Source organism: Micromonospora narathiwatensis, from assembly GCF_900089605.1.
Lineage (GTDB): Bacteria > Actinomycetota > Actinomycetes > Mycobacteriales > Micromonosporaceae > Micromonospora > Micromonospora narathiwatensis.
This window is the reverse complement of sequence record NZ_LT594324.1, coordinates 4,436,717-4,456,643: the sequence shown is the minus strand read 5'-3', so window position 1 is coordinate 4,456,643 and position 19,927 is coordinate 4,436,717. Positions and strand designations below refer to the sequence as shown.

At 72.7% G+C, this 19,927-nt stretch carries 18 protein-coding genes; 10 read left to right on the top strand and 8 right to left on the bottom strand.

Annotation, left to right across the window (positions count from 1 at the left end; all coding sequences use genetic code 11):
* The first annotated feature begins 11 nt into the window (after positions 1 to 11).
* Positions 12 to 1,349 carry a M16 family metallopeptidase gene (locus GA0070621_RS19220; RefSeq protein ID WP_091197866.1) on the top strand — a complete coding sequence of 446 codons (1,338 nt, stop codon included), beginning with the start codon at positions 12 to 14 and terminating at the stop codon, positions 1,347 to 1,349.
* Between the two features lie 37 nt (positions 1,350 to 1,386).
* Positions 1,387 to 2,331, top strand: a complete 945-nt coding sequence (nudC, locus tag GA0070621_RS19215; protein WP_091197863.1) for an NAD(+) diphosphatase — start codon at positions 1,387 to 1,389, stop codon at positions 2,329 to 2,331.
* 141 nt (positions 2,332 to 2,472) lie between these two features.
* Here the strand turns inward: nudC and GA0070621_RS19210 are convergent, their stop codons facing one another.
* From GA0070621_RS19210 to GA0070621_RS19200, 3 genes are all read right to left on the bottom strand, one after another.
* Entirely contained in the window at positions 2,473 to 2,742 is a 270-nt protein-coding gene (locus tag GA0070621_RS19210; RefSeq protein ID WP_091197860.1) for a hypothetical protein, read from the bottom strand.
* A 209-nt stretch (positions 2,743 to 2,951) separates the two neighbouring features.
* Positions 2,952 to 3,191, bottom strand: coding sequence for a DUF397 domain-containing protein (locus tag GA0070621_RS19205; RefSeq protein WP_091197857.1), 240 nt, complete (start codon positions 3,189 to 3,191; stop codon positions 2,952 to 2,954).
* Between the two features lie 76 nt (positions 3,192 to 3,267).
* Positions 3,268 to 4,248, bottom strand: coding sequence for a helix-turn-helix domain-containing protein (locus GA0070621_RS19200; protein WP_091197855.1), 981 nt, complete (start codon positions 4,246 to 4,248; stop codon positions 3,268 to 3,270).
* Between the two features lie 216 nt (positions 4,249 to 4,464).
* On the opposite strand from GA0070621_RS19200, the gene GA0070621_RS19195 reads away from it, so the two are divergent.
* Entirely contained in the window at positions 4,465 to 5,748 is a 1,284-nt protein-coding gene (locus GA0070621_RS19195) for an MFS transporter (RefSeq protein ID WP_091197852.1), read from the top strand.
* A gap of 27 nt (positions 5,749 to 5,775) precedes the next feature.
* Here GA0070621_RS19195 and GA0070621_RS19190 read toward each other — a convergent pair whose 3' ends face one another.
* Positions 5,776 to 6,018 carry a mycoredoxin gene (locus tag GA0070621_RS19190; protein WP_091202623.1) on the bottom strand — a complete coding sequence of 81 codons (243 nt, stop codon included), beginning with the start codon at positions 6,016 to 6,018 and terminating at the stop codon, positions 5,776 to 5,778.
* A 92-nt stretch (positions 6,019 to 6,110) separates the two neighbouring features.
* On the opposite strand from GA0070621_RS19190, the gene GA0070621_RS19185 reads away from it, so the two are divergent.
* The 3 genes from GA0070621_RS19185 (at position 6,111) to GA0070621_RS19175 (ending at position 9,157) form a co-directional block, all read left to right on the top strand.
* Positions 6,111 to 8,258, top strand: a complete 2,148-nt coding sequence (locus tag GA0070621_RS19185) for an ATP-dependent DNA helicase UvrD2 (protein ID WP_091197849.1) — start codon at positions 6,111 to 6,113, stop codon at positions 8,256 to 8,258.
* A gap of 136 nt (positions 8,259 to 8,394) precedes the next feature.
* Positions 8,395 to 8,649 carry a hypothetical protein gene (locus GA0070621_RS19180; RefSeq protein ID WP_091197846.1) on the top strand — a complete coding sequence of 85 codons (255 nt, stop codon included), beginning with the start codon at positions 8,395 to 8,397 and terminating at the stop codon, positions 8,647 to 8,649.
* 142 nt (positions 8,650 to 8,791) lie between these two features.
* Positions 8,792 to 9,157: a WhiB family transcriptional regulator gene (locus GA0070621_RS19175; RefSeq protein WP_091197844.1), complete on the top strand. Its 366-nt coding sequence runs from the start codon at positions 8,792 to 8,794 to the stop codon at positions 9,155 to 9,157.
* A gap of 368 nt (positions 9,158 to 9,525) precedes the next feature.
* Here GA0070621_RS19175 and GA0070621_RS19170 read toward each other — a convergent pair whose 3' ends face one another.
* The 3 genes from GA0070621_RS19170 to GA0070621_RS30080 all read right to left on the bottom strand — a co-directional run bounded on the left by GA0070621_RS19170 (position 9,526) and on the right by GA0070621_RS30080 (position 12,410).
* Positions 9,526 to 10,872: an ABC1 kinase family protein gene (locus GA0070621_RS19170; protein ID WP_091197840.1), complete on the bottom strand. Its 1,347-nt coding sequence runs from the start codon at positions 10,870 to 10,872 to the stop codon at positions 9,526 to 9,528.
* A gap of 10 nt (positions 10,873 to 10,882) precedes the next feature.
* Positions 10,883 to 11,995 (bottom strand): TOMM precursor leader peptide-binding protein, encoded by a 1,113-nt coding sequence (locus GA0070621_RS19165; protein ID WP_091197837.1) that lies wholly within the window; start codon positions 11,993 to 11,995, stop codon positions 10,883 to 10,885.
* Positions 11,996 to 12,242: 247 nt separating this feature from the next.
* The gene (locus tag GA0070621_RS30080) at positions 12,243 to 12,410 is read right to left on the bottom strand and encodes a DUF5679 domain-containing protein (protein WP_012014940.1); all 168 of its coding nucleotides are present in this window, start codon (positions 12,408 to 12,410) and stop codon (positions 12,243 to 12,245) included.
* 521 nt (positions 12,411 to 12,931) lie between these two features.
* Between GA0070621_RS30080 and GA0070621_RS19160 the strand changes: the two genes are divergently transcribed.
* Together GA0070621_RS19160 and GA0070621_RS19155 are read left to right on the top strand one after the other, a co-directional pair.
* Positions 12,932 to 13,453, top strand: coding sequence for a M48 metallopeptidase family protein (locus tag GA0070621_RS19160; RefSeq protein WP_091197834.1), 522 nt, complete (start codon positions 12,932 to 12,934; stop codon positions 13,451 to 13,453).
* A gap of 57 nt (positions 13,454 to 13,510) precedes the next feature.
* Positions 13,511 to 14,251: a hypothetical protein gene (locus GA0070621_RS19155; protein WP_091197831.1), complete on the top strand. Its 741-nt coding sequence runs from the start codon at positions 13,511 to 13,513 to the stop codon at positions 14,249 to 14,251.
* Between the two features lie 98 nt (positions 14,252 to 14,349).
* Here the strand turns inward: GA0070621_RS19155 and GA0070621_RS19150 are convergent, their stop codons facing one another.
* Entirely contained in the window at positions 14,350 to 15,618 is a 1,269-nt protein-coding gene (locus GA0070621_RS19150) for a zinc-dependent metalloprotease (protein WP_091197828.1), read from the bottom strand.
* A gap of 115 nt (positions 15,619 to 15,733) precedes the next feature.
* Here GA0070621_RS19150 and GA0070621_RS19145 point away from each other — a divergent pair, with 115 nt between their 5' ends.
* The gene (locus tag GA0070621_RS19145) at positions 15,734 to 16,747 is read left to right on the top strand and encodes a YlbL family protein (RefSeq protein ID WP_167667063.1); all 1,014 of its coding nucleotides are present in this window, start codon (positions 15,734 to 15,736) and stop codon (positions 16,745 to 16,747) included.
* Between the two features lie 123 nt (positions 16,748 to 16,870).
* Positions 16,871 to 19,867 carry a UPF0182 family membrane protein gene (locus GA0070621_RS19140; protein ID WP_197673914.1) on the top strand — a complete coding sequence of 999 codons (2,997 nt, stop codon included), beginning with the start codon at positions 16,871 to 16,873 and terminating at the stop codon, positions 19,865 to 19,867.
* Positions 19,868 to 19,927 lie beyond the last annotated feature (60 nt).

Here is a 19,927-nt window from a genome sequence, read left to right as displayed (position 1 = left end):
GAGGAAGTTCAGTGACGGCAACCGTGGAGACCGGGACCCGGCCGCTGCCGCCGCTCGGCCCCACCCGCAAGCTCAAGGTGCCCACGCAGGCCGAGCGCACGCTCGCCAACGGGCTCACCGTGATCGCCGTACGCCGGCAGGCGATTCCGCTGGTCGAGCTGCGGCTGTGGATGCCGTTCGGGCGTACCCACCTGGCGCGCGGCGCGATGCTCGCGCAGACCATCCTCTCGGGTACGGCGACGCACACCGCGACCCAGATCGCGGCCGAGTTGCAGAAGGTCGGCGGCGGGCTCTCCGCCGGGATCGATCCGGACCGGCTGATGCTCTCCGGGGCCAGCCTGGTCACCGGCCTGGGCCGGATGCTGGAGCTGCTCGCCGACGTGCTGACCGGGGCCACGTACCCGGGGGACTGGGTGGAGACCGAGCGGGACCGGTTGGTCGACCGTATCCAGGTCGCCCGGAGCCAGCCCGCCCACCTGGCCCGGACCGCGCTGCTGAAGCGGATCTACGGCAAGCACCCGTACGCGGTGCAGACCCCCGAGCCGGACGAGGTCCGGACGGTCCGTTCACCGGTGCTGCGCCGGCTGCACGCCGAGCGGGTGCACCCGGCCGGCGCGGTGCTGGTGCTGGTCGGCGACGTGCAGCCGGAACGGGCCCTGGACGCCGCCGAGCAGGCGCTCGCCGGCTGGGACGGGGCCGGGAACGTCGCCGAGCTGCCGCCCGCGCCGCCGCTGGAGCCCGGCCCGCTGCTGTTGGTCGACCGGCCCGGCTCGGTGCAGTCCTCGCTGCGGATCGCCCTGCCGGCGGTGCCCCGCACCCATCCCGACCACGCCGCCCTGCAACTGGCCAACCTGCTCTTCGGCGGCTACTTCTCCTCCCGCTGGGTGGAGAACATCCGGGAGGACAAGGGCTACACGTACGGGCCGCACTCGGTGGTGGAGCATTCGGTGGCCGGGTCGGTGCTGATCGCCGCCGCCGAGGTGGCCACCGAGGTCACCGCGCCCGCGCTGCTGGAGACGACGTACGAGCTGGGGCGCCTCGCCGCCCTGCCGCCGAAGCCGGAGGAACTGGAGCAGGCCCGCCAGTACGCCCTCGGCACGCTCCAGCTCGGCATGTCGACCCAGGCCGGGCTGGCGTCGCTGACCAGCGCGTACGCCGGCAACGGGCTGCGGCTGGACTTCCTCGCCGAGCACGCCGCCCGGTTGGCGAAGGCGACCGTGGACGATGTGGCCGAGGCGGCGGCGCGCTACCTCGCCCCGGCGAAGGCGGTCACCGTGATCCTCGGTGACGCCGAGCGGATCGCGGGGCCGCTGGCCACGCTCACCGAGGTCCGGACGGAGGCGGCGTGAGCGAGCGAACCATCGGGCTCAGCAGCGGGGCGACGGCGTGAGCGGCGAGGCGGCCCCGCCACTGGCGCGGTCCACGCTGGACCGGGCGGCGCACCGGCGTACCGACCCGGACTGGCTCGCCGAGGCGTGGGAGCGGGCCCGGGTGCTGGTGCTGGACTCGGCCGACGACGGCCGGGCGCTGGTGCGCGGCGAGGCCGCCCCGCCGGAGCTGGTGCTGGTGGGCCCGGGCGAGCTGCCCGAGGTGCCCCGGTCGGTGCCGATGTTTCTCGGCGTCGAGCCGGACGGCGTACCGGTCTTCGCGGTGGACGCGCCGCTGCCGGAGCTGCCCGGCACCCGCCGGGCCAACCTGCGCGAGGTGGGGCACCTGCTGGTCGACCGGGACGCGGGGATCTTCACCACCGGGCTCGCCCTGCTGAACTGGCACGTCCGGCACGGCTACTCGTCGGTCAGCGGGCATTCCACTCAGGTCGACGAGGCGGGCTGGTCGCGGGTCGACGCGCTCGGCGAGCGGGTCTGGCCGCACACCGACCCGGCCATGATCGTGTTGGTCCACGACGCGGTGGACGGCCCGGAGGGGCGCTGCCTGCTCGGCAGCAACGCCGCCTGGGCACACACCCCGGGGGAGCGCCGCTACTCCTGCCTGGCCGGCTACGTCGAGCCCGGGGAGTCGGCCGAGGCCGCCGTGCTCCGCGAGGTCCGCGAGGAGGTCGGCGTCGAGGTCGCGGAGATCGCGTACGCGGGCAGCCAGTCCTGGCCGTTCCCCGGCTCGCTGATGCTCGGCTTCCTGGCCCGCGCCGACGCCGACGAGCCGATCCGGGTGGACCCCGCCGAGATCGCCCACGCCCGCTGGTTCACCCGGCGGGAGATCGGTGCCGCGCTGGCCGGGGAGACGGTCGACGCGTGCGGGGAGCGGCTGCTCCTCCCGCCGCCCTCCTCGATCGCCCTGTTTCTCGTCCACCGCTGGCTCGACGGCCACTGCTGACCGGCGGGGGCGGGACGCGGCCCCGGCCCAGGACCGTCGTTGCCGCGGCGGTCCCGGGCCGGGAACACGGGCCGTCGCGGCCGGTTGAGGCAGGGAACACGGCGGGGGAGCCGGTCCGACCACGACGGACGTGAGATGGGGTCAGCTGCCGTCCCAGCGGTAGAGGTGGCCGGGGTCGGCCTCCTCGACCGGGAGCACCTTGACCCGGTGTCGGCCGGCGCGTACGGCACCCACGCACGCCAGCGCCCGGGCCAGCAGCAGGGCGGCGTCCCGGTCCTCGGCGTGGACGACCTGACGGCGTGGCTCCGGCGCGGTGGTCTCGTCCCGCAGCCGGCCCCCGCCGGCCCAGGCGGCGACGATGTCGGTGTCGGCGGCGGCACGGATCTCGGTGCGGACGATCAGGAACCGCATGGATATCCCCCGGGACGGACGGATACGCGCTGGAACTTCCACGTCACTCTTTCGACATGTTACGCCCGGCACCCTTCCCAGCAAGTGAAACTCGACGATCGTTCGTGGGCGTCGACCGAACGGGCGAGTCCAGGTCAGCACCATTGTCAGGGGCGGATACACGACGGGGCCGCCGGCGCGACGCCGACGGCCCCGGTGCACTCGGTGGATCAGTTCAGCGCGAACTGGCCGTTCTTCGCGCCGGCGATGAAGCCCAGCCATCCGGCCCGGTTGAACAGCAGCACCGGCCCGCTCGGGTCCTTGCTGTCCCGGAGCGCCACCGCCGCCGGACCGGTACGCAGGGGCGCGACCTCCACGCAGTTCGAGGTCTGGCTGCGGGTGCTCTTGCGCCAGGCGGCGCCGGCGAGCTGCTGCGCGAGGTCGGACGAGCTGTTGCGGATCTCGTTCATGGTTCTGCTCCTGGTCTGGAGTGCTCCGATGGGGACGAGTGACGCCGCGCGGGCCGGACGGCCAGGTGCGCGTGGATCACCGGTCCGTCGTCAGGCGCCCCGAGCCGCGGCGGCGCTGGGCCGGCGCCGTTGCCGGCCCGAACGCCGCGGTGGACTCGACTGCCGGGTCGGCCAGCCGCCCCGTCGCCTCGATGAGCCAGGCGAGGGTGTCCGATGCGGAGAGCGCCGCCGAGCGTAGCCACTCGAACACCACTTTATAGCGATTTAGGGTGTTTGCCTCGGTCGACATGACGTCGGTGAACCCACCTTCGATGGCCAGCGTCTCCGGGTCGAGCGGATCGGCGAACCGGTAGACCGAGAACGCGGTCGGCGGGAGGTACCAGTCGCCGATCCGGGTGTCGCGCTGCAGCAGGTGCAGCGTCACGTTCGGCAGCATGGCCAGCTCACAGAGGTGGACGATCTGCTCGCGCAGCACCGCCGGCGGGCCGGCCCGTCGGCCGAGCGCCGCCTCCTCCAGCACTGCCGTGTAGCGCGGCGCGTCGGCGGAGCGGGTCAGCAGCGACTGGCGGGCCTGGCGGGCGCGTACCTCGGTCTCCGGGTCCTCGCCCTCCGGGTCGCCGGCCTGCTCCGCCACCCGGGACGCGGAGCTGATCCGGTGCCGGGCGTACCCCGGGGTCTGGAGCAGCCCGGGGACCAGCACCGGGTTGTACTCGCAGATTTCGGCGCAGCCGGCCTCCAGCTCGGCGAAGCCGCGCTGCTGCTGGGTCATCACCGGGAAGTTGCGCAGCCAGCCCCGCATGTCGCCGGCCTCCAGGGTGATCCCCAGCAGCTCCTCGCGCAGCTCGTCGTCCGCGTCGTAGAGGGTCAGCAGGACGCCGACGTCGTCGGGGTCGGGACGGCTGCGCCCGTTCTCCAGACGCGACAGTTTGGACGCGGAGGCCCAGCCGATCCGCTCGATGACCTGGTCGCCGGTGAGGCCGGCGCGCTCACGCAGCCGGCGCAACTCGGTGCCGAGCCTGCGACGGCGCAGGATCGGGCCTGGTACGGCAGGAGGCACGGTGTCCTCTTTCCGTCGACCGTCGCAGGACGCGACGGTAACTGTATGAAGTTCGCCCCCCACGGTCAGTATGGACGGCGCGACCGGTGTCGGAGGTTCCGGCGAGGGCGTGTCTTGAGACAAAAAGAGGACCGTGGCGGGTCACCCGATCGGTCCGGACGGCAGGGTCCGGGCCGGTCAGGCACCCCCCGACGCACCCCCGCCGAAGGGAACCCGATGCGCATCGTTCTGCGCCGCCCCGACTTCCGCCTGCTCTTCGCCGCGCTGCTGGCCAGTATGGCGGCCGAGTCGATCCTGCTGCTGGCCCTCGCCGTCTGGGCGAAGGACGTGACGGGCTCGGACGGCATGGCCGGGGCGACCATCTTCGCGATCATCGCGCCGATGACTTTGGCCCCGCTGGTCGGCTGGGTCGTCGACCGGTACCGCCGTCGACCCTTCTTCGTGGTCGCCAACCTCGGCACGGCGGTGCTGCTCGGCCCGCTCTTCGCGGTCCACGATCGCGCCGACGTCTGGATCATCTACGCGGTGGCGGCCTGCTACGGCCTGTCGTACATCGCGCTGAGCGCGGCGCTGAGCGGGCTGATCCGCCAGCTCGTGCCGAGCGAGCTGCTGGCCGACGCGAATGGGGTGTTGCAGACCGTCCGGCAGGGCCTGCGGCTGGTCGGCCCGCTCGCCGGGGCCGGGCTCTACGCCGCCGTCGGCGGGTGGCTGCTGGTCACCCTCGCCATGACCGGTTTCCTCACCGCCGCGGCCGTGGTCGGCCTGCTCCGGGTCAGCGAGTCCGGGCCGCCCGACGCCGTCCTGCGCTGGCCGGCCGAACTCGGCGCCGGCCTGCGCCACCTGGCCGGCGAGCCCGCGCTGCGCCGGGCCCTGCTCGGCTACGGGCTTGGCTCGCTGGTGATGGGCTTCACCGAGTCGCTGATCTTCGCGTACGTCGACCTGGGGCTGCACCGGGACGCCGCGTTCGTCGGCGTGCTCGTCACCGTGCAGGGCGTCGGCGGGCTGGTCGGCGGGCTCGTCTCGGCCCGCGTGGTACGCCGGGCCGGGGAACTGGGTGCGCTCGCCGCCGGGATCACGTTCTTCGGGCCGGCCGCGCTGGCGCTGGCGTACCCCCGGCTCTGGCTCGGCGTGGTGGCGCTGCTACTCGCCGGGGTGTCGCTGCCGCTGACCATGGTGGGGCTCAACACGCTGGTCCAGCGGCGTACCCCGCCGAAGCTGCTCGGCCGGGTCGCCGCCGCCTCCGAGGCGCTGGTCAGCGGCCCGCAGGCGGTCTCCATCGGCACCGGCGCACTGCTCGTCGGCGTCTTCGACTACCGCCTGCTGTTCGCCCTGGTCGGGATGGTGACCACCGCCGCCGGCGCCTACCTCTGGCAGCACCGCAGCCTCACCCCGCCCTCGTCTGCCGGCCCCCGCGTCCCGATCCCCGCTCCCCGCCGGCCCCCCGAGGCCGCCGTCGATCACGAGGTTGTTGGCACGACACGCCGTGCTCGGGGGCGATAACACCGGGGCGGGGCGGGCGCTCCAGGGTCAGGCGGTGAGGGCGGCGAGGTGTTGCTTGACCTGGGTGATCGAGGGGTTGGTGAGCGCGCTGCCGTCGGCGAAACGCAGAGTCGGGACGGTCTGGTTGCCGCCGTTGACGCTCATCACGAACTCCGCGGCCTGCGGATCCTGCTCGATGTCGACCACCTCGTACCCGATGCCCTCCCGGTCGAGCTGCGACTTCAGCCGATGGCAGTAGCCGCACCACGGGGTGGAATACATCGTCAACATGGTCAGGTCCTCCAAGGGGAAGGCTCGCGCCCGGTCCGATCAGGCCAGGCTAACCGCTGCAACATCACGGAGGGCTGAGATGATTCCTGGCTGTGGCGGTTCACTCAGCGGCGGAACGGGTGCTCGCCGGACTGGATCCGGAGCAGCGGTCCGCGGTGACCGCACCGGCCGGTCCGGTGTGCATCCTGGCCGGCGCCGGGACCGGCAAGACCCGGGCGGTGACCGCCCGGATCGCCCACCGCGCGCTCACCGGCGACATCTCCGCCCGGCACGTGCTGGCGGTGACCTTCACCGCCCGCGCCGCCGCCGAGATGAGAGCCCGGCTCACCGCGCTCGGGGCGGCCGGCGTACAGGCACGCACCTTCCACGCGGCGGCGCTGCGCCAGGTGCGCTACTTCGCGCCCCGGCTGCTGGAGGGGCGTGCCATGCCCGAGCTGCTGGACAGCAAGGTCCGGGTGGTCACCCTGGCCGCGGCCAAGGTGGGCCTGCGCGCCGACCGGGCCGCCGCCCGCGACCTCGCCGGTGAGATCGAGTGGGCCAAGTCGTCCCTGGTGGAGCCCGGGGAGTACGTGGTGGCCGCGGCCAAGGCGCTGCGCGAGACCCCGTACGAGCCGGCGAAGGTGGCCGAGGTCTTCGCCGCGTACGAGCGGCTCAAGCGGGGCAACGGCGTGATCGACTTCGAGGACATGCTGCGCGCCGCCGTCTGGGGCATCGAGGAGCACGCCGACGTCGCCGAGCAGGTACGCGGCCAGTACCGGCACTTCGTCGTCGACGAGTACCAGGACGTCAACCCGCTCCAGCAGCGGCTGCTGGACGCCTGGCTCGGCGGCCGGGACGACCTCACCGTGGTCGGCGACGCCAGCCAGACGATCTACTCGTTCACCGGGGCGACCTCGGCGTACCTGGTCGACTTCCCGCGCCGGCACCGCACCGCCACGGTGGTCCGGCTGGTCCGCGACTACCGCTCGACGCCGCAGGTGGTCGGGCTGGCCAACGCGGTGATCTCGCAGGCCCGGGGCACCGAGGCCCGGCTGCGGCTGGAGCTGCACGGCCAGCGGCCGCCCGGCCCCGAACCCGAGCTGCGGATCTTCACCGACGAGCCGGCCGAGGCCAGCGCGGTCGCGGCCCGCTGCCGGGCGCTGATCGACGGCGGCACCCCGGCCCGGGAGATCGCGGTGCTGTTCCGCACCAACGCGCAGTCCGAGGCGTACGAGAAGGCGCTCACCGAGGCGCGGGTGCCGTACCAGGTGCAGGGGGCGGAACGCTTCTTCGAGCGGCCCGAGGTGCGGCAGGCGATGGTGGCGCTGCGTGCCGCCACCCGGTCCATCCCGGGGGAGACCCCGCTGCCGGCCGCCGTGGTCGAGGGGCTCGCCGCGGTCGGCTGGGCGCCCGACGCGCCCCCGGCCGGCGGCGCCGCCCGCGAGCGGTGGGAGGCACTCGCCGCCCTGGTCCAGCTCGCCGAGGAGTACGCGGCGACCCCGCCGGTGGTGCCGATCGGGGAGGCCGCCGCGGTCGAGCGCCCGGTGACCCTCGCGGACTTCAACGAGGAGCTGGCCCGGCGGGCGGCTCAGCAGCACGTACCCACCGTCGAGGGGGTGACGCTGGCCTCGCTGCACTCCGCCAAGGGCCTGGAGTGGGACGCGGTCTTCCTGGTCGGCCTCGTCGAGGGCACCCTGCCCACCTCCTACGCCAAGACCCCGGAGCAGGTCGAGGAGGAGCGGCGGCTGCTCTACGTCGGGATCACCCGGGCTCGGGAGTGGCTCTGGCTGTCGTACGCCGGGGCCCGCTCGCCGGGCGGCCGGGCCCGGCGGCCGTCCCGCTTTCTGCCGCAGCTCGACCGCTCGGGCGGCACCGAGCGGGCCGGTGCCGGCGCGGCCCGGCGGACCGAGCGGCGCCGGACCCAGGTGGTCTCCTGCCGGATCTGCGGCGCCACCCTGCTCGCCGGCGCGGATCGCAAGCTGGGGCGCTGCCCGACCTGTCCGTCCGACCTCGACGAGGAGCTGCACGAGCGGCTGCGCGAGTGGCGGCAGCGGGTGGCCGAGGCGCAGCGGGTGCCGGCGTACGTGGTTTTCACCGACGCGACGCTGACCGCGCTGGCCGAGCGGCGGCCGGGACGCAGCGAGGAACTCATCGCGATCGCCGGGATCGGCCCCCGCAAACTGGGACTTTACGGGGATACCGTACTGGCCCTGGTGGCGGGCGCGGCGGTGGACGATGTCTGCCCACAGAAAAGTTTTTAGATCTGGCCTTAAATCGTTTGCCCTCGCCCGGAGGCGAGGAATAGCCTCAGAGCACACCTCGCGAGCAGCGCCATTCGGGCTGCTCAGGGGGGATGAGTCCATGGTCGGCACGAGGAAAGTCAGGGAGGTGGCACCAATGGAGATCTACGTCTACGAGCGTCCGGCGGCGCTGCCAGCTGCCTGCGCTCCGCTGTCGGCCGTGCGGGTGGCTCTTGCCGCTCGACCGTCGGTTCCGCAGGTGCACCAGGTCCAGGTTCAGGCCGAGCTGAATCTGACCGTTGCGCCGCTGGCGGGGATCGAGGGGACCAGTGGCTTCACGGGCATGGGCATCGGTGGCGCCAACAAGCGCACGGATGTCCGCGGTGTTCCACCTCGAGGTAGACCGGTCTGATCCATCAGACCACCGGCTCACCTCGAGGCCGCGGAACCCGCTCACCGGGATCCGCGGCCTCAGTTTTTTTGCACCGCCGTAGTGCCCAAGTACGTCGGAAACGCGATCCACGAGATCGAAGTGAGAGAGAGGTGACCGGAGGATGAGTCTGGCGTTGGCCCCGCTCGACGTGAGCGTCGAGATGGAGGCGAACCTGCCCTGCCGGAAGTTCGACCCCGACCTGTGGTTCTCCGACTCGCCCACCGAGCTGGAACTGGCCAAGTCGCTCTGCGGGGACTGCCCGCTGCGCGTCGAGTGCCTCGCCGGCGCGGTGGAGCGGGCCGAGCCGTGGGGGGTCTGGGGCGGCGAGATCTTCGAGCGTGGCGCGGTCGTTCCGCGTAAGCGGCCCCGTGGCCGTCCACGCAAGGAGGACCTTGCCCGCGACGCCCAGCTCCGGGTCGAGGCCGAGGCGCGACTGGCGGCCAGTGGGCTGTCCGAGTCGCGCAACGCGGTCCGGCTGGCAGCCTGACACGTTCCCGTTCCACACGTCCCCGCCGGTGTCCCACCGGCCGCGAGAAAGCTGAAACCGATGATGCACCTGCCGAACGGAACCGAGATGCAACTACTTCACGAAGCGCTGTCCCGGGCTCGAATGCCCCGGCCTCAGGCCGGTCGCACCACCACGAGCACTGAGGCAACCCGTTCCGCCCGTACCGTCGCCATGAAGAGCCGCAGCCAGTCGGCTCGCGACCTGGGCATTCTCTAGATCCCTACCGAGTACGACGGGGGCGGCGGCCGGACGGCCGCCGCCCCCGTGGCGTTCGTGCCGGGCCCGGCGTCCCGGTCACGTCGGCCTGTGGTCCGCCTGCCCGACAGCGGGCGTGGCCCGGTCGGCGCTCAGCTCACCGGGGCGAAACCGGGCAGCCAGCGTTCCAGGATCGCCCGGTAGGGCGCCTTCGCCTCCAACTGGCAGAGCACCCCGATCGAGCCCAGCGTCACCCGGTGGATCAGCAGGTAGGACGGGGGCAGGTTGAGCTGCCGGCTCAGCTGGAACGAGGGCGACCGGGGGCTGGCGAGCCGGGTGGCCTCGGAGCGGAGCCAGGCCCGGGTGAACCGGAACTCCTCCTCGGCGACCGGGGTCAGCATCGGCTGGAGCCACTCCAACAGCGCCTGCGCGTCGATCGGCTCGGTCTGGCTGACGAAGCCCTCCTCGCGAAGCCCGGCCACCACCGCGTCCGCCTGGCCGCGCAGGGCCAGCCCGGCCAGCCGGCCGATCGGCTCGGGGGTGCCCTCCGGCATCCGCGCCACCGCGCCGAAGTCGATCACCCCGAGCCGGCCGTCCGGGAGCAGCCGGAAGTTGCCCGGGTGCGGGTCGGCGTGCAGCAGCCCGGCACGCATCGGCGCGGAGAGGTGCAGCTCGGCCATCAGCCGCCCGGCCTTGTCGCGCTGCTCCTCGGTGCCGTTCCGGATGATCTCCGCGAGCGGGATGCCCTCCACCCACTCGGTGATCAGCACCCGGGGCGAGGCGTCCAGCACCGCCGGGATGAAGATCTCCGGATCGCCGGCGTACGCGGCGGCGAAGGCCCGCTGCGACTCGGCCTCCAGCTCGTAGTCCAACTCCTCGGTGATCCGCTCGCGCAGCTCGACGAGGAGCGGCTTGACGTCCAGCCCGGGCTGGATCGCGCGGAACATCCCGCCCAGCCGGGAGAGCTGCTTCAGGTCGGCCAGCAGGGCGTCTCCGGCGCCTGGATACTGGATCTTCACGGCGACGTCCCGGTGGTGCGGGGCGCCGTTCGGGCCGTACCCCGGGTCACGCCAGACCGCGCGGTGGACCTGACCGATGCTGGCCGCGGCGGCCGGGGTGTCGTTGAACTCCACGAAGCGGTCCCGCCAGTCCGGCCCGAGCTGCTCGGCGAGCACCTTGTGCACGGTCGCCGCGGGCAGCGGCGGGGCGGCCTCCTGGAGCTTGGTGAGCGCCTGGCGGTAGGGGCCGGCGATCTCCTCGGGCAGCGCCGCCTCGAAGACCGACAGCGCCTGCCCGAACTTCATCGCCCCGCCCTTGAGCTGCCCCAGCACGCTGAACAGTTGCTCGGCGGTGCGCTGCTGGATCTCGGCGGAGATGACGTCGGACGCGAGCCCGGTGACCCGCTTGCCCATGCCGAGGACGGTCCGACCGGCGAAGCCGAGCGGCAGAGCGGCGAGCTTGGCGGTCCGGGACACGGCCCGGCGCGGGATGTCGGTCACCCGGTCATTGTTACCGACTCGACGGGCCCCCTGCTGGTGCGAGCCGGGAGCGGGTGATGCCGATTCCGATCGGGCGACGCCCGGAGCATCCACAGGACGGGTGCGGCGGCCACTGGCGGCGGCGGAGCCGGCCCGCCCCGCTGATCTCGACGGCGCAGCCGGGGGTCTCCGGAGCGCCGCCGTCGAGGTGGGCCAGCGCCTCCGCCGCCGCGTACGCCACCGCCGCGAGACGGGTGGTGGCGGCGCACGGGCGCTCGGTCTCGTCGGCCGCGAGCTGGGCGGCGAGCGTCGGCCAGTCCGGGTCACGGTCGACCCGGTGCAGGTCGAGACAGTTCAGACAGGGCCCGGCCGGTGGCCGTACCAGCGGGCCGACCACCGGCACGCCGCCGCGCAGGTCGACCAGGAGATGGGGCTGACGGCGCTGCGCGTACCGGGCGGCCAGCAGGGCCGCGGGGCGGTCCGTGCCGAGCTGGATCACCAGGTCGACGCGGCCGTGCCGGAGTGGCCCGGTCTCCGTCGCCGGCGCGTACCGGTCGAGCGCGTCACGGACGGCCGTGGCCAGCGGGCGGCCCACCTCCGTGGCGGCCAGGCCGGTCCCGACCAGGTCACCCGCGCGGACCGGGCCGGCCAGGTCCGGCGCCACGTGACCGACGCCGGCCTGGGCCAGCGCGACGGCGATCGCCCCGCCGAGCCGGCCGGCGCCGGTGACCAGCACGCGGGCCGCCCGGCGACGGCGCAGGACCTGGGCCGGGGTGGCGGGCAGCCCGCCGGGGGCCAGGGTCAGGGCCGCGGCCTCGTCGGCCAGCCGGACCCGGACCGGCCCGGCGAGGTCGCGGGGGAGCAGGCTGTGCGCCGGTACGACGAGACCGGCGGCCCGGAGCGCGTCCAGCAGGACCCGGGCCTCGTCCGACGTCACCTGGACCGTGGCCGCGTACGCGAGGACGGCGCGTTCGCTGCGGGTGCCGTCCAGCAGGTCGAGCAGGCGGGTGGCCCCGGGGTTGGCCACCTCCAGCAGGACGGCCCGGCCCGGTTCGAGCCCGAGTTGGAGGGTGTGCCGGTCCCGCCAGAGCCGGGTCAGGCCCGGCAGGAGCGTCGGACGGGCGAGCGGGGTGCGGGCGGTCATGCCACGAATCGTTACCGTATCCGTGCTGTCCGTGCCTCGTTGTCCACAGGTGCGCCCGAGCGTATCCAGGGCTGTCCACAGGAAAAGCCGGCTTATCCACAACCAGGCGGTAACCGGTGTCGGCCGAACGACAATCAGTGGCCGGACGTGACGCGGGGGAGGGGCGACCGTCGTCCGGTCGACCCTCCCCCGCGAGACCCGTTCACGAAGGTGCCGGCGGGCGCCTGCCTGCCGGCACCCTCGCGGGTCAGACCTTGGCCTTGCCGAGGATGCGGTTCACTGTTGTGCCGCACACCGGGCACTTGCCCTTGGCCATGTTCATGCCGGTCTTCGAGACCTCCACGCGCCCCTCGAAGTCCCGCTTCTCCTTGCACTTGACGCAGTAACCGTTGTACGTCTGGGCCTGGTCGGCCACGCTAGCCCTCCTCGTCTCGTCCGCCGGGCAGGCCCGGCGGTTTCCCTGCGGCGGGCCACGCGTGGCTCCGGCGCCCGGGGTGTTCTCCGCGATCACGCTCGTGACCGCCGGTTGGCGGACCCTACCCAGCTCTGGGCGGTTCCATGTCAGCCGCACGTCGACTCTGTGAGCAAGCCGACGACGAGAGTGTGCATGCCGAGTTAGGTCGGATAAGTCAGTTTGGCGGGGACACGCCGGGTGAATGCGCCCAGATCCCCCGTCGGACCGCCCCCGCGCGACGCCCCGTCTGTAGATCACTTAACGTGTGCGAGGCCGATGGGTGACGGCTGGCGGGCCGCTTCGGATCGCCACGAAGGGTGACCGGAGCCGGTCGAGTGCCCACCGCAAAGAAAATTTTCAGGACTCCTCGCGACCAACCACCATTTTCCGGGCGTGTGTCGTCGTGTTGACTCTTGCGGACCCCTGGTCAGTACGCATTAGCTTGCCTTCGTGACAGTCATCCGAGGCTGCGCGGACCGGTAATGGCCGGGACGCGGAAGCCGGTCGTCGAGGTGCGGCGCAGTCAGCGCCGGCGACGTACAGTGTCCGCGTATCGGGACGGGGAACGGGTCGTGGTGCTCATCCCCGACCAGTTCTCCCGGGCCGAGGAGAGCGAATGGGTCGACCGGATGCTGGCCCGGCTCGCCGCCCGGGAGGACCGGCTCGCCCGCTCCGACGCGGAACTGCTGGCCCGGGCCACCCGCCTCATCAACCTCCACCTGCCCGAGTACGGCGTCGCGGCCGCCCCGACCAGCGTGCGCTGGGTCACCAACCAGAACGGCCGCTGGGGTTCCTGCACGCCCGCCGACCGCACCATCCGGATCTCCCACCGGATCCAGGACATGCCCGACTGGGTGATCGACTACGTGCTCCTGCACGAGTTGGCGCACCTGATCGTGCCCAGCCACAACGCCGAGTTCTGGGCCCTGGTCGGCCGGTACCCGAAGACCGAGCGGGCCCGGGGCTACCTGGAGGGCGTCGCCTCCGTCGCGCTGGCCGGCTGAGCCGGGGGCGCCGGCGCCGGGCCGACCGGTGCGGCGCGGCCCGGGTTAGGGTCGGGCATGGCCCGACGTGTGGTGGTGGCGTTGCTCGGACCGGTGAGCTGGACGCCGCCGGGGATCGATCCGACGCGGTGGCGTAAAGCGCTCGCCGAGGACGTCGTGGATCTGCTCGCCACGCTCAACGAGGTGGAGGTCGCGGTCGCGGTGCCGCCCGGGGACCGCTGGCTGGCCGACGCCGTGGTCTGGCCCGGCACCGTCGTGTACGAGGTGCCCGAACCCACCGCCAACGCCGTGTTCGCGGCGTTGGCCGCCGACCGGGCCGCGCCCGTCGACGATGCCGGGTGGCCGGACGGTGACGTCGCGCCGGCGGCCGGCCGCGTCGGGCAGCCCGGCGACGCCGGGGCGGAACAGGTGCGCGGCGACCTGGGCGCCGGCACCGAGCCGGCGAGGTACGACCAGGCGGCGGTGGTGGTCGCCGACGCGCCCGACCTGCCCGGGCTCACCCTCGGCAAGCTGCTCCGGCCGCTGTCCAGCCGCCCGGTGGCGGTCGCCCCGGCAGAGGGGAACGGCCCGGGACTGCTCGGCGTGGCCGCGCGGTTGCCCGTACCGGAATGGTTGCCCGAGGTGGATCTGTCGACGGCCGCACCGGCCGACGTACGCGCCGCCGCCCCGCGCCCGGGTGACGTCGCCGTCACCGCCGGCTGGCACCGGCTGCGTGGCCCCGCCGACCTGGCGGCCCTCGACCCGGCCCTCGACGGCTGGGACGCCACCCGCGCCCTCCTCTCCCCTCCCTCCCGCTAGACGCGGAAGATCCGCAACAACCTCCGGGAAGTAGTGGTCTCGACTCGCCGCTGAGACCACTACTTCCCTGATGCCGCGCGGATCCGGGGTGGGGAGGGTCAGGACTTGTCGTCCTCGCCCGGGGTCGGCTCCTCCGGGGCGCCGGGGGCGGTGAAGTCGAAGCTGGCCAGCTCGTCGTCCAGGTCGCTGCTGGTCGCCGCGAACGCCTGCGGGTTGGCGAAGTCCTCGTCCGACGGGAGCAGGTCGGGGTGGCCCCAGACCGCGTCCCGGCCGGCGATCCCGCGCTGCTCGGTCAGGGCCGCCCAGAGCACCGTCGCCTCGCGCAGCCGACGGGGCCGCAGCTCCAGGCCGACCAGGGCGGCGAACGTCTGCTCGGCCGGCCCACCCGCGGCCCGCCGCCGGCGGAACGCCTCGCCGAGGCGTACGACGTTGGGCAGCCGCTCGCCGGCGGCGCTGTCGACCACGTGGCACACCCAGCCCTCCACCAGGGCGAGCACGGTCTCCAGCCGGGCCAGGCTGGCCTTCTGCGCCGGGCTGTCCTCGGGGGTGAAGATGCCTTCCAGGGCGATCGCCTGCATCGACTCCGGGTCGGTCGGGTCGACCCGGCCCATCGCCTCCTCGATCGCCTCCCGGTTGACCCGGATGCCGGCGGCGTAGTTCTCCACCGCGGTCAGCACGTGCCCGCGCAGCCACGGCACGTGCTGGAAGAGCCGCTGGTGGGCGGCCTCGCGCAGGGCGACGTAGAGGCGTACCTCGTCCTCGGGCAGCTCCAGGCCCTCGCCGTATGCCCGGATGTTGGCCGGGATGAGCGCGGCGGTGCCGGCCGGTCCGAGCGGCAGGCCGATGTCGCCGGCGGAGAGCACCTCGGCGGCGAGCGAGCCGAGCGCCTGGCCGAGCTGGCCGCCGAAGAGCGCGCCGCCCAGCGTGGCGACCATCGACTGCATCGGGCCGAGCTGGGCCCGGGCCTCCGGCGGGACCAGGTCGCCCATCGCGCCGACCATCCGGCTGGCCACCGGGTCGCAGAGCTTGCGCCACACGTCGAGGGTCTTGTAGATCCACTCGTTGCGGTTCCAGGCGACCGACGTCCGGATGCCGGAGGGCCACGAGGTGGCCGGCTCCAGCCAGAGGTCGGCGATGCGCAGCGCCTCCTCCACCGCGTTGCGTTCGAACGGCGAGACCGCCGGGTCACCGGCGGCGGCGAGCTGACTCGCGGCCACCTGCCGGGCGAGATCCCAGTTGACCGGCCCGCTGCCCGGCGCGGAGAGCAGGTGCTGCAACTGCGCCATGAACTGCTGCATCTGCGCGGGGTCGTTGGGGTCTGGTGGTTGCCCACCCGGGAGCGCGAAGCCGAACGGAATATCAGGCACGTCATCTACGGTACGCGCGTGCCGCCGCAGGTCGGGTACGCCGGCGTTGCGCTGAGGGCGAAGTCCGCCGGTCGTCGGCCCGGAGCGGTACGCCCGGCTCGGTACGCTCTGCCGCATGAGACGTCGCGGCGTGACCGTACTCCTCGGTGCACTGCTCACCGCCCTGCTCAGCATCGGGGTGCTGAGTGTGCCCATCCCGTACGTGGTGCTCGGTCCCGGCCCGACGGTCAACACCCTCGGCACCTCGAACGGCAAGGAGATCATCCAGGTCACCGGCCGGCCGGCGTCCACCTCCGCCGGGCAGCTGCGGCTCACCACGGTAGGGGTGCAGCCCACCGTCCGGCTCCGCTCGGCACTGGCCGGCTGGTTCTCGAAGGACGAGGCGGTGGTGCCCCGCGAGCTGGTCTACCCGCCGGGCGAGTCGCAGCAGGAGGTCGAGAAGCGCAACGCCGAGGACTTCCAGAACTCGCAGACCAGCGCGGAGACGGCGGCCCTGCGCGAGCTGGGCTATCCGGTCCAGGTGCTGGTGAAGGCGGTCACCGCCGGCGGGCCGTCGACGAACGCGCTCAAGCCCGGCGACGTGCTCACCTCGGTCGACGACCAGCAGGTGACCAGCGCCGCCCGGCTCACCGAACTGATCCGGGCCAAGCCGGCCGGCACCGAGCTGAGGATCGGGTACAGCCGGGACGGACAGCCCGGCACCGCCACGGTGACCAGCCGGGAGCAGGACGGCCGGCCCCGCATCGGCGTCGAGATCGACCAGCAGCAGCCGCACCCGTTCACCCTGAAGATCGACCTCGGTGACATCGGCGGGCCGAGCGCCGGGCTGATGTTCGCCCTGGGGATCGTCGACAAGCTGGAGCCGGCCGACCTGACCGGCGGGAAGATCATCGCCGGCACCGGCACCATCGACGACGAGGGTCGGGTCGGCCCCATCGGCGGCATCGCCCAGAAACTGGTCGGCGCCAAGCACGCCGGGGCGAAGGTGTTCCTGGTGCCCGCCGACAACTGCGCCGAGGCGGTCAGCAATCCGCAACCCGGCTTGCCGCTGCTGAAGGTGACGTCGTTGGACGACGCGCTGAAGGCGCTGGAGACGCTGCGCGCCGGGGGGCAACCGACCCGCTGTTGAGCCGCCGTGGCGGCCGTGCAGAGGATCGTGACGCGACCTTGACCCGCCGTGTCCAGGAAGACCCCGTACTCTGGGTGCCTGGTCGGAGCCGATCACATCGAGCGTGCGGAGCCAACAGTGGTCATGCGTAGCAGCCCCCTGCCAAGGATGAGTCGGCGCGGACGCGCCACCATCGGGGTCCTGATCGGGGTGTTCCTGCTCTTCACCCTGCTCGGGTGGGGAGTCAACGCGTGGACCGACTGGCTCTGGTTCGACGAGGTCCACTACACCCAGGTCTTCACCGGTGTCCTCGTCACCCGGCTGGTGCTGTTCCTCGTGGTCGGGGCCGGTATGGCGGCGATCATCGCGGGCAACCTCTGGCTGGCGTACCGGCTGCGGCCCCAGTTGCGCCCGCACTCGCCCGAGCAGGCGACCCTGGAGCGGTACCGGATGCTGCTGAGCCCCCGGCTCGGCACCTGGATCACCCTGGTCTCCGCCGTCATCGGGGTCTTCGCCGGGCTGTCCGCGCAGAGCCGGTGGGGCCAGTGGCTGCTGTTCCGCAACGGCGGGAACTTCGGCGTGAAGGACCCGGAGTTCGGGGTCGACGTCGGGTTCTACGTCTTCCAGTTGCCGTTCTGGCGCTATCTGCTCGGCGTCGGCTTCACCGTGGTGGTGCTGTCCCTGCTCGGGGCGCTGGCCGTGCACTACATCTACGGCGGGGTGCGGTTGCAGGGCGTCGGCGACCGGATGACCAACGCCGCGCGGGCCCACCTGAGCACGTTGGTCGCCGTCTTCGTCCTGCTCAAGGCGGTCGCGTACGTGCTGGACCGGCGGGCGATGCTGCTGGAGTACAACGAGGGCGCCAAGCTCTACGGCGCCGGCTACGCCGACGTGAACGCCCTGCTCCCGGCCAAGGAGATCCTGGCGTACATCTCGATCGTGGTGGCCATCGCGATCATCGTGTTCTCCAACGCGGTGATGCGGAACCTGGTCTGGCCCGGCATCGCGCTCGCCCTGCTCGGCGTGTCGGCGGTGGCGATCGGCGGCATCTACCCGTGGGCGGTGCAGACCTTCGAGGTGAAGCCGAGCGCCCGCGACAAGGAGGCGCCGTACATCCAGCGCAGCATCGAGGCGACCCGGGAGGCGTACGGGCTGACCGGCGCGAAGAGCAACGGGTACGCGGCGAGCAACCTCGTCCCGCCGGCCAGCCTGGCCACCGACACCTCGGTGGTGTCGAACATCCGGCTGCTCGACCCCCAGCTGGTCTCCGAGACGTACACCCAGCTCCAGCAGGTGCGTGGCTTCTACGACTTCGGCGCGAAGCTGGACATCGACCGGTACAAGGTCGCCGGCAAGACCTCCGACTACGTGGTCGGCCTCCGGGAGATCAACTACGGCGAGCTGACCCCGCAGCAGAGCAACTGGATCAACCGGCACACCGTCTACACGCACGGTTACGGGCTGGTGGCCGCCCCCGCCAACCAGGTCTGCAACGGCGTCCCGTACTTCGTCTCGGGCTTCCTCGGCGAGGCGGCGAAGGAGACGCAGGGCTGCTCGTCGGCGACCGAGGAGATCCCGGCCGAGCAGCCGCGGATCTACTACGGCGAGCGGATGACGGGCGACGACTACGCGATCGTCGGACAGACCGGCGACCGCAACGTGGAGTTCGACCGTCCGATCTCGACCGGGGGTGAGCAGTACTACACGTACTCCGGCGAGGGCGGCGTCGAGATCGGCTCGTTCACCCGGCGGCTGCTCTACGCGCTCAAGGAGCAGGAGTCGAACTTCCTCCTCTCCGAGGCGGTGAACAAGGACTCCAAGCTGCTCTACGTGCGCAACCCGCGGGACCGGGTGGAGAAGGTCGCGCCGTTCCTCACCCTGGACGGCGACCCGTACCCGGCGGTGGTGAAGGGCCGGATCCAGTGGATCATCGACGGCTACACCACGGCCGCGACCTACCCGTACGCCGACCGGGTCAATCTGCAGTCCGAGACGGCCGACGAGCTGACCGGGCGGGGCACCTTCCAGCTCGCCCGGGAGAACGTCAACTACATCCGCAACTCGGTCAAGGCGACGGTCGACGCGTACGACGGCACGGTGCGGCTCTACCAGTTCGACGACACCGACCCGGTGCTCAAGGCGTGGAACAAGGCGTTCGGCGGCGACCTGGTGCTGCCGAAGAGCGACATCCCGGCGGAGCTGGCCGAGCACTTCCGCTACCCGGCGGACCTGTTCAAGGTGCAGCGCAACCTGCTCACCCGATTCCACGTCACCGACCCGGGCGACTTCTACTCCGGCCAGGACTTCTGGCAGGTGCCGAACGTGCCGGACGCGCCGGACAGTGGGCAGAAGCAGCCGCCCTACTACCTCTTCACCCAGTTCCCGGGGCAGGAGGGTCCGCGCTTCCAGCTCACCGCCGCGGTCACCCCGAACGGCCGGCAGAACCTCGCCGCGCTGATCTCCGGGTCGTACGTGAACGGGCAGCCGCAGCTGGAGGTGCTGGAACTGCCGGACCAGACCCGGACCGGCGGCCCGGTCCAGGTGCACCAGCAGATGACCAACGACGGCGACATCCGGCAGCAGCTCAACCTGCTCTCCTCCAACCAGGCGCAGGTGCAGTACGGCAACCTGCTCTCGCTGCCCTTCGCCGACGGCATGCTCTACGTCGAGCCGGTCTACGTGAAGAGCAACCAGCAGGACGCGTTCCCGCTGTTGCAGAAGGTGCTGGTCTCCTACGGCGACGGCAGCTCGTACGTGGTGCTGGCGAACAACATCAGCGACGGCATCAAGCAGCTCGTCGAGAAGGGCAAGCGGGGGCCCGGCAACTCGCCCGCGCCGCCCACCGGCGGGAATCCGCCCACCGGCGGGAATCCGTCGACCGACGGCGGCACCAGCCCGCCGGTGCTCACCGGCGAGCTGGCCCAGGCCGCCGACAAGGTGCAGAGCGCCATCGCCGAGGTCAAGGCCGCCCAGGCGTCCGGTGACTTCGAGCGGTACGGCCGGGCGTTGAAGACGCTGGACGAGGCGATCACCGCGTTCCAGCAGGCGCAGGAGGCGGCCAACCCGTCGCCCGCCGCGTCGTCCAGCGGCAGCCCGCCCGCGTCACCGCCGGCCTCGCCCTCGCCGTCACCGAACGGCTGACGCCGGCCCGATCACCGAGCCCGTGGCCCGGAGACCCGAAACGGTCCCGGCCACGGGCTC